9 protein-coding genes and 1 rRNA gene are annotated in these 8556 nt (G+C 61.9%); 6 read left to right on the top strand and 4 right to left on the bottom strand.

Annotated features, from left to right (window positions below):
- The 5 genes from rrf to CCK88_RS12450 form a co-directional block, all read left to right on the top strand.
- A 5S ribosomal RNA gene (rrf, locus tag CCK88_RS18900) occupies nucleotides 1-83 on the top strand; the annotation flags it as partial.
- A 102-nt stretch (nucleotides 84-185) separates the two neighbouring features.
- Nucleotides 186-692 (top strand): hypothetical protein, encoded by a 507-nt coding sequence (locus tag CCK88_RS12465; RefSeq protein WP_140048977.1) that lies wholly within the window; start codon nucleotides 186-188, stop codon nucleotides 690-692.
- 94 nt (nucleotides 693-786) lie between these two features.
- Nucleotides 787-2970 carry a mechanosensitive ion channel domain-containing protein gene (locus CCK88_RS12460; RefSeq protein ID WP_170926461.1) on the top strand — a complete coding sequence of 728 codons (2184 nt, stop codon included), beginning with the start codon at nucleotides 787-789 and terminating at the stop codon, nucleotides 2968-2970.
- A 168-nt stretch (nucleotides 2971-3138) separates the two neighbouring features.
- Complete coding sequence (locus CCK88_RS12455) at nucleotides 3139-4350, top strand: lytic murein transglycosylase (protein WP_086470724.1); 1212 nt, start codon at nucleotides 3139-3141, stop codon at nucleotides 4348-4350.
- Nucleotides 4351-4531: 181 nt separating this feature from the next.
- Nucleotides 4532-5527 carry an alpha/beta hydrolase gene (locus tag CCK88_RS12450; RefSeq protein ID WP_244557483.1) on the top strand — a complete coding sequence of 332 codons (996 nt, stop codon included), beginning with the start codon at nucleotides 4532-4534 and terminating at the stop codon, nucleotides 5525-5527.
- A gap of 51 nt (nucleotides 5528-5578) precedes the next feature.
- Here CCK88_RS12450 and CCK88_RS12445 read toward each other — a convergent pair whose 3' ends face one another.
- The 3 genes from CCK88_RS12445 to CCK88_RS12435 all read right to left on the bottom strand — a co-directional run bounded on the left by CCK88_RS12445 (nucleotide 5579) and on the right by CCK88_RS12435 (nucleotide 6847).
- Nucleotides 5579-5992 carry a VOC family protein gene (locus CCK88_RS12445; RefSeq protein ID WP_086470941.1) on the bottom strand — a complete coding sequence of 138 codons (414 nt, stop codon included), beginning with the start codon at nucleotides 5990-5992 and terminating at the stop codon, nucleotides 5579-5581.
- A gap of 92 nt (nucleotides 5993-6084) precedes the next feature.
- Nucleotides 6085-6570 (bottom strand): bacterioferritin, encoded by a 486-nt coding sequence (gene bfr / locus CCK88_RS12440; protein WP_086470723.1) that lies wholly within the window; start codon nucleotides 6568-6570, stop codon nucleotides 6085-6087.
- Nucleotides 6536-6847 carry a (2Fe-2S)-binding protein gene (locus tag CCK88_RS12435; protein ID WP_086470722.1) on the bottom strand — a complete coding sequence of 104 codons (312 nt, stop codon included), beginning with the start codon at nucleotides 6845-6847 and terminating at the stop codon, nucleotides 6536-6538. Before CCK88_RS12435 ends, bfr begins: the two co-directional genes overlap by 35 nt.
- Nucleotides 6848-7039: 192 nt before the next feature.
- On the opposite strand from CCK88_RS12435, the gene CCK88_RS12430 reads away from it, so the two are divergent.
- The gene (locus tag CCK88_RS12430) at nucleotides 7040-7864 is read left to right on the top strand and encodes an alpha/beta hydrolase (protein ID WP_170926460.1); all 825 of its coding nucleotides are present in this window, start codon (nucleotides 7040-7042) and stop codon (nucleotides 7862-7864) included.
- On the opposite strand, the gene CCK88_RS12425 is transcribed toward CCK88_RS12430, so the two are convergent.
- On the bottom strand, nucleotides 7827-8522 hold the full coding sequence (locus CCK88_RS12425) for a DUF599 domain-containing protein (RefSeq protein ID WP_086470940.1): 696 nt from the start codon (nucleotides 8520-8522) through the stop codon (nucleotides 7827-7829). The two genes, CCK88_RS12430 and CCK88_RS12425, sit on opposite strands and share 38 nt — an antisense overlap.
- Nucleotides 8523-8556 lie beyond the last annotated feature (34 nt).

Genomic DNA, 8556 nt, shown 5'->3' with positions numbered 1-8556 from the left:
TCCCATCCCGAACTCGACCGTCAAATCCCTCCGCGCCAATGGTACTAAGTCTCAAGACTTGGGAGAGTAGGTCACTGCAAGGTCTGCCAAAAACACACTTCCTCTCCACAATACCCAAAATCACCAACGCCCCGTCCAAAAGACGGGGCGTTGATGTTTGTACGCTAACCTCCCAGCAGGTGGCCGTGGACAGCATCACCTTCAGCGCAGATTGCGAGAAATGCTTTGGCCTCTGCTGCACGGCCTTGTCATTCGATCGCTCAGACCAGTTCGGACACGACAAGCTCGGCGGCGAACCCTGCCAGTTTCTCGAGCGCGACTTCCGCTGCCGCATCCATGCCCGCCGGGAAGACCTGGGTTATTCGGGATGCGAAGCGTTCGACTGCATGGGGGCCGGTCAGCGGGCGAGCGCCGCCTTCGCCAGCCTCAACTGGCGGCAGGACAGCGCCGTGTCGCGGCGTCTTTATGCGCGCTTCTCGCAACTGCTGCTGCTCCAGGAGATGCGGCAGGCGCTTGTGACCGCCGGCACACTCGACCTACCGGACGAAAACCATGCGCAGCGCCGGGACATCCTCGCCAGAATCGGTGCCGAGGCCGACGGCATGGCGCCTGATGTGACCATCGCTGCGCGCGATGTGCTCGCGGAAGGGAAAGCTTTCCTCCGTAGCCTTGCGCCCGGATTGCTGGACTGACCGCATCGGCTCGTCAACTCTGGACGGCCGGGGCTTGACCTCGGCGATGCAAACGCCATGCTGGCGTCTCCGCAGTCAGTTCGTTGACGGGCCTATGTTTCTGATCCGTATCCTTTTTCTTTCGCTCCTTCTCGTCTTTCCAGTCCTTGCACAGGATGCGCCGGCGGCAGGGGGAGGGAGTTCGGCGACCAGCGCCCCGAATTCTGCAGCAGTCGATGATCTCATCCGGATTCTCGAGGACGATACGAGCCGTGCCGCACTGATCGAGCAGCTGAGGCAGGCCGCTCCCGAGAGCGCGGCAGAAGCGCCGACCGTTCAGGATCTCAGCATCGCGCGCCAACTCGCAGAATATACGCGCAGTGTCGCGCAAGGGGCCTCGGCGTCTGTGCGGTCGGTCGGGCAGGCCTTGGGGAACCTGCAGCAGCTCTTCAGTGGCTCGATGAATGCCGACAGCGAAGCCCTCAGGGCATTCGCCATCAATATCGGTATGCTGATCCTGGCCCTGTTCGGTGGCTTTTTCCTGTTGCGGATCGCTGCCAACGCGATCGGGCGGGGCATTGCGCGCGGGGCCGCCGGACGCGGGCCGATCCGGCGTCTGGCCGGACTGGTCGTGCTGCTGCTGGTCGATGCGGGCAGTATCATTCTTGCCTGGGGCATCGGCTATGGTCTGGCGCTCAATTTCGGCACCACACCGAGTGGCGAAATGGGCATCAACCAGTCGCTGCTGCTCAACGCGTTCCTGTTGGTGGAACTGAGCAAGCTGGCCGTGCGGGCGGTGCTGGTGCCGCGGTTCCCGGCATTGCGCCTCGTGCCGGTGACTGACGGCAATGCCGCCTACTGGTCGTTCTGGTTGGCTCGGATCATCTCGCTTCTGGGATATACCTTCCTGTTCGTGGCGCCGATGCTCAACGGCATGGTGTCGCGCTCTGCGGGCAGCGCAGTACAGGTGCTCGCGATGGCAACTGCGGTTACGATCGGCATTATCGTCGTGCTGCAGAACAAGGACGACGTGCGCGGTTGGCTCCAGGGCATCTCGGAGCGGCGCGAGCACGATAGTCTCGGACGGATCCTCAATGCCATCGGCAGCCAATGGCACGTGCTGGTTATCGCCTACCTGCTGGCGCTTCTGGTAGTGTGGTTCGCGAACCCGGATACGGCGCTACCCTTCATGATCGGGGCGACAGTGCAATCGGTCTTCGCCGTGGTCATCGGTTCGCTGGTGATCGGTTTCATCACCCGCTTCGTGACGGCCGGCCTCAGCCTGCCCGACGACGTGCGCAAGCGCCTGCCACTGCTCGAGGGCCGGCTGAAGTCGTTCGTGCCCGGTGTCATGAACGTCGTGCGGTGGGTGGTGATCGCCGCCGTGATCGTGGCCATCGGACAGGCCTGGGCGCTGTTCGACTTCGCCGGGTGGATCGGCAGCGACGAAGGACTGGCGGTCGCCGGGTCCATCATTTCGGCCGCGCTGATTATCCTCGCGGCGATCGTGCTCCATGTCGTGGTGGCGTCGTGGGTCGAATACCGGCTCAATACGACGATCGGCAAGGTGCCGACAGCGCGCGAGAAGACGCTGCTGAACCTGTTCAAGAATGCGTTCACTATTGCCCTCGTGGTCTTCGGGCTGATGCTGGCCCTCGCCCAGATCGGTGTGAACATCGCGCCGCTTCTGGCTGGTGCCGGTGTTGTGGGCCTTGCCATCGGTTTTGGCGCGCAGAAGCTGGTTCAGGACATCATCACCGGCATCTTCATCCAGTTCGAAAACATCATGAACGAGGGGGACGTGGTGGAGGCGGCAGGACGGTCCGGCGTGGTCGAGCGCCTGACCATCCGCTCGGTAACAATCCGCGACATGACCGGCACCGTGCACCTGATCCCGTTTTCCTCCGTCGATCAGGTATCCAATATGATGCGCGGTTTCTCCTTCTACGTTTCGGAAGTGGAGATCGCCTATGACAGCGATATCGAAGGCGCCAAGCAGGCCATGCGGGATGCCTTCGCCATCGTCATGGAGAACGACGACTACAAGAATGTGATCCTCGATGACCTCGACCTGCAGGGCCTGATCGCCATCACGCCGCAATCGGTCTCATTGCGCTCGCGCATCAAGACCCTGGCCGGCAAGCAGTGGGGCGCGGGGCGCTATTACAGCGAGGTTCTGATGCGGCTTTTCGCCGAACGCGGGATCGACACCCCGACCCAGAAGGTGCGCTACGTGTCTAGCCGCGACTCCGGCCAGAGCGATCCAGACCTGCCGCTGCCCGGGCCGGCTCCAGCATGACTGGCTTGTGATCGGCAAGTCGGTTTGCCTTAAGGTGATCTTAATCGGGTGCGTTAATTCTTTGATACGCGCGCTCGACGAAAGCCGGTGTCCGGTTGCAGGACTGTCTATCGGCGGCCGGCTGGCGCGTCCGTGACCTTCCAGTAGCGCGTATGCACGAGGCCCAAGATGAACCGATCCGGCGCTAGTTCGCTTATCCGATACACCATGGCTGCTGCGATGGCGGCGCTTGTCAGTGCCGGCGGCGTCATGCCGGCTTTGGCCAACAGCGCCGATTTCGTCCGCAACCTCTGGCCGGAAGCGCAACGTGCCGGGGTGAGCCGCCAAGCCTTCGATGCATCGTTTGCGAGCTACAGTCCCATTCCCCAGGTGATGGAGCTGACGCGCAAGCAGCCCGAATTCACCCAGACCGTCCAGCAATATGTGGACCGGCGCGTTACGGCCGCACAAGCCAGCAAGGGCCAGGCCATGCGTGCCGAATGGGCCCAAACCTTGGCAGGGGCGCAGCAGCGATGGGGTGTGCAGCCCGAGATCGTCCTTGCCATCTGGGGCATGGAAACCAATTTCGGCGGCTTCATGGGCGGCAACAACACCATCCATGCCCTCGCCACGCTGACGGAGAACGGCTATCGCGAGAGTTTCTTTCGCAAGGAACTGGTGACCGCACTGCGGATCGTTTCGGATGGGCACATCGCCCCCGGGTCGATGGTGGGTTCCTGGGCCGGCGCGATGGGCCATACCCAGTTCATGCCCTCGAGCTTCATGAGCTATGCCGTCGACTATAACGGCGATGGCAAGAAGGACATCTGGAACTCCGTGCCCGACGCCCTCGGATCCACGGCCAATTATCTCAAGAGCTTCAACTGGCGCCCTGGGGAGACCTGGGGGTATGAGATCAAGCTGCCGAACGGGTTCAACTTCGCTGCGGCCCGCGGCATGGAAAGGGCGCCGCTGAGCCAGTGGCAGGCCATGGGCATCACGCGCGTCTCGGGCCGGCCCTTCCCCAGGGCGACCGACATCGCGCGGCTCTACATGCCTGCCGGTGCGACCGGTCCGGCATTTCTGCTGCTGCCCAATTTCGACGTGATCAAGCGCTACAACAATTCCGACAGCTATGCCCTCGCCGTGGGACATCTGGCGGACAGGATCATCGGCGGCGGCAGCTTTGCGACGCCCTGGCCGACCGGGGACTATGCGCTGAGCAAGGCGCAGCGGGGCGAATTGCAGGCGCTTCTCGGACGAGCTGGGTATGATGTTGGTACACCCGATGGCGTGATCGGGCCGAAGACACGCGCCGGGGTCATTGCCTTTCAACAGTCCCGTGGCCTGCCTGCTGACGGACATGTGTCCGGTCTGCTGCTCGACCGGCTCAAGCGCTAGGGGTATCGTTAACCTCCTGTTAACGAACTCGGCGCAAACTTTGCGGGCTTAAGTAGAGGGCAGGTCAGCGATCGGTAATCGGCGCGCCTGCCCTCGCCCATTCCAGGGGTCACAAAATTCCCCGGTTTGTGCGCTCAATTTGTGCCACCTGCCTTGCATTCAACCCAAGAATTTCGGTCCCATGCCTGTTCTTCGACGCCTTATCGCCGCGCTCTTTCTCGTCGTCCCAATGCTGGCCGGTCCGGCTTCGGCCCTTTCGGTCATGGACCCGTTCAATCTGCCGGCGGCGATGGATGGCGGTACCTCCAAGGTCGGCAACGGCGTTGCCTATGCGGACGGCGCGCGGAACAAGCTCGACGTTTACGCGCCAGAGCAGCGGGGCACCTCCTCACCAGTCGTGTTTTTTATCTATGGCGGCGGATGGAGCCGGGGCGAGCGCGGCGAGTACGAATTCGTGGGCAGGGCCCTGGCCTCGCGCGGTTTCGTTACCGTCATCGCTGATTACCGACTCTATCCCGAGGTGCGCTACCCAGACTTTCTCGACGACGGCGCCCGTGCCCTCCGCTGGGTCCAGGACAATATCGCCAGTTATGGTGGCGATCCGAACCGGCTGTTCCTCGCGGGCCATTCTGCGGGCGCCTACAATGCCGTGATGCAGGCGCTTGATCCCTCGTTCCGCCAGGAATACGGCGTGACAATGCCGATCCTTGCAGTGGCCGCCCTGTCCGGGCCTTACGACTTCTATCCGTTCGAATACAATGAAGTGCGTGATGTCTTCGGCCAGGCACCGAATCCGCAAGGCACGCAGCCGATCAACCTGATCACGGCCGATGCGCCGCCGATGTATCTGGCCACCGGCACCACCGATCCCATCGTCCGCGTGCAGAACACCGAGCGCTTCGCCGACCGTCTCCGTGCACAGGGCGTCTGGGTGACCACCCAGTACTACGACGGTTTCGGCCATATGGAGCCGGTGCTGGCCATGGGCGCCATGTGGCGTTGGCGCATGCCGGTGCTCGAAGACATGGTCAGCTTCTTCCAGCGTTTCGGGGCCTTCCCCAGCGGCGCCTATGTCGCGGTGGCGCCCGAAGAGCCTCAGATGCTGCCTGATTCCGTGGCGCCGACCGAGGAGATCATCGCCAAGCTCAACGCGATGTTCCAGCCGATCGAAGAATAGGGCGTCGGTGACGCCCTGCCCATTTAACCTTGCCCTTAGGCAGGGACGATATCAGGCGCCCGGGTCGATGACGACCGAGGGTGCGGAACGCTTGCTGGGTCCGTGGAAGACGGCTTCAATATTGTTGCCGTCGGGGTCGAGAACGAAGCAGGCATAGTAGCCGGGATGGTAGTGGCGTTCGCCCGGCGCGCCATTGTCGGTGCCCCCTGCGGCCATGGCGGCCTTGTAGAACGCATCCACCATTTCGCGGTCTCGCGCCTGAAAGGCAAGGTGAACGTGGCTGGCGACGGTCTTGGCATCTGCCGCGTCCACGAAGAGTTCGTCGATCTGAAACCACCCGTCACCCCTTGCGGTAATCGGTATGCCCAGCACTGCCAGAGCCTGTTCGTAAAAGTAACGGGTATTGGTAATGTTTCTGGCGCGCAGGTGGATATGGTCGATCAGCCGGCCGGTGTGGAACTGCATGGGAATCTCCTCGAACATCTGGACAAAACAAAACCGCCCGGAAGGTTGCCCGGGCGGTTAGACGTTTCATGTCAGCAAAATGCCGAATTGAATTATTCGGCTTCGTCCGCAGGCGCGGAATTGAGCTGGCCGTATTTTTCGGCACCGATCTTTTCGAGCAGTTCGAGCTGGGTTTCGAGGAAATCGATGTGGCCTTCCTCCTCGGTCAACAATTCCTCGAAGAGGTTCTTGGACACGTAATCGCCGAGCTCTTCGCAGAGTTCGCGGCTGGCCTTGTAGGCGGCGCGCGCATCATATTCACCGGCAAGGTCGGCTTCGAGCACTTCCTTGATGGTCTGGCCGATGCGCAGGGGGGCAACGCGCTGCAGATTGGGGTGGCCTTCGAGGAAGATAATGCGTTCGATCAGCCGGTCGGCATGGTGCATTTCTTCGATCGATTCGGCGCGTTCCTTGGCGGCCAGGCGCTTGTAGCCCCAATCGTCCAGCAGGCGATAATGCACCCAATACTGGTTGACTGCGCCGAGCTCGAGGAAAAGGGCCTCGTTAAGCCGCTCGATGACTTGTGCTTCGCCTTTCACGACGTACTCCGTTCCGTTGCTTCTTGAGCTTTTCCAGCCCGGTCTGGAGCTCGACGAGCTCTGCGGGCTGATGGGCTTGCTGTGCGTGATAATTTTCGGTGACGCGGACGATAATGTCCACCACATTCGGCACGCAACCCGAGCATTTCGCACGGCGATTGAGTTCGGCGTAGACTTTGGCGGGAACCACGAGCTGCCATGGATCGGCCCGCAAAAGATCGAGCACGATATCCTCGATCTCCTTGGACGTGATCATGTTGCACTGGCAGACGAGCATGGCAGGGGCCACAGAAAGGTCTCAACGGCGCCGTTAAACGCCTCCCATTCCTGAATGTCAACGTCATAAATAGTTGCGCGTGGTCCGAAGGGGACACAATGCCGCGGGTCGAAACTCGGCGGGGCCTCAAGGCGTAGCTGTGCTGACCCAGGAGTATCGACCATCTCTATCACCGACCTCGCCAGCGCCCTCGTGCCGAAAGACTGGGGCGTCCGCCGCATCGACCATGATCTGCCCTATGGTCCCCATATCCGGCAGAAGCTCGACATCTACGCTCCACGAAACGGCGGCCGGACTGCATTGCCGGTGATCGTGTTTTTCTACGGCGGCGCCTGGAGCGACGGCAACCGAAAGCACTATGCCTTTGCGGCGCATGCGCTGGCGGCGCTCGGCTATGTGGTGGTGGTGCCGGATTACAGGCTGGTTCCGCAGGTGGAATATCCCGAATTTCTGCGCGATTGTGCGCTGGCAGTGCACTGGACCAGCAGAAATATCGCCAGCTATGGGGGCGATTGGACGCGACTGGTGCTGGCGGGGCATTCTGCCGGTGCTTACAACGCCGCGGCCTTGGCCCTGGACGGCAGGTGGCTTGCCGACAGCGAGCTTCACAAGACGGTCGTCGGCGTGATCGGGCTATCGGGACCTTATGACTTCTACCCGTTCGACGGGCCGATTTCGCAGCGGGTTTTCGGTCGGGCCGAAGACGGCAAGGCGACCCAGCCGATCAATCATGTGGATGCATCGGCGCCGCCGATGCTGCTGATTTCGGGTGGTCGTGACGAGCTGGTGCTGCCGCGCAACAGCGAAAATCTCGGCGCGTCCCTGGAGCGAGCCGGGAATGGCGCCGTGGTCCGAATTTTTCCCCGCCTGGCCCATGTCGAGACGCTGCTCGCCCTCAGCCTGCCGTTGCGCTGGATTGCGCCGGTGCTGGATGAATGTCGCAGGTTTCTCGCTGAGGTGACGGTTGCCGATGGCGCGATCAGACGCCGGGCTTCTTCCGATGCCGGGCAGCGATGACGGCTGCCGAGGCAGCGGTGCGATGAGCTGACGAGAAGAACTCCCGGTGGGCAAGAACCAGTACAGTGGCGAGGCAGGTTGCCACGGCCAGCCACTCTGAAACGAACCAGGCAACGGTGGCGACCGAGAAATAATAGGCGCGAATGCCGGAATTGAAATTCCGCGCGCCAAGGCCGTTCATCTGCGCAATGGCGTCTACTTCTTCCTCAGTGGTGACCCGGTCGTGATCGAGCGCGCCCAGCATGATACAGAAGTGGTTGAACTGGCGCAGCGAGAGGGTGAAGGCGAAAAAGGCCATGACGAACATGGCCAGCATGATACCGAGATGGATTTGCACATCGAGCACCGTGTAAGTGCGCTCAAGCGAGAGAGAATCCAGCGCCTCCATCAGCGTGGGCAATTGTCCGAAGACCGCGAAGACGGCCAGGACCAGCAGCACCGAGGTCGATGCCATGAAGCTCACCGACCCCATGATGTTGCCCGAAAGAATGGCATCGAACGGCGTTTCTCGGCGCGTCGCGTTGGACACCCAGCGCCGGCGCTGCATGTTCATGATCACCGACAGCGACGGGCGCTTCCGCTCGATCAGCGGCACCAGCACGTTATAGGCCAGATAGGCGAAGAGCGGAAAAACCGAGGTAAAAAGGGTCGTGAGCATGATGGTTCCGAAGCGGCGATCACGCGCGAGACTA

Source organism: Devosia lucknowensis (assembly GCF_900177655.1).
GTDB classification, from domain to species: Bacteria; Pseudomonadota; Alphaproteobacteria; order Rhizobiales; family Devosiaceae; genus Devosia; species Devosia lucknowensis.
This window is presented reverse-complemented; position numbering and strand designations above follow the sequence as displayed.

Coding starts and splice junctions, on each gene's coding strand:
- CCK88_RS12460 (WP_170926461.1), top strand. CDS start 787: ATGTTTCTGATCCGTATCCTTTTTCTTTCGCTCCTTCTCGTCTTTCCA.
- CCK88_RS12455 (WP_086470724.1), top strand. CDS start 3,139: ATGAACCGATCCGGCGCTAGTTCGCTTATCCGATACACCATGGCTGCT.
- CCK88_RS12450 (WP_244557483.1), top strand. CDS start 4,532: ATGCCTGTTCTTCGACGCCTTATCGCCGCGCTCTTTCTCGTCGTCCCA.
- CCK88_RS12445 (WP_086470941.1), bottom strand. CDS start 5,992: ATGCAGTTCCACACCGGCCGGCTGATCGACCATATCCACCTGCGCGCC.
- CCK88_RS12435 (WP_086470722.1), bottom strand. CDS start 6,847: ATGCTCGTCTGCCAGTGCAACATGATCACGTCCAAGGAGATCGAGGAT.
- CCK88_RS12425 (WP_086470940.1), bottom strand. CDS start 8,522: ATGCTCACGACCCTTTTTACCTCGGTTTTTCCGCTCTTCGCCTATCTG.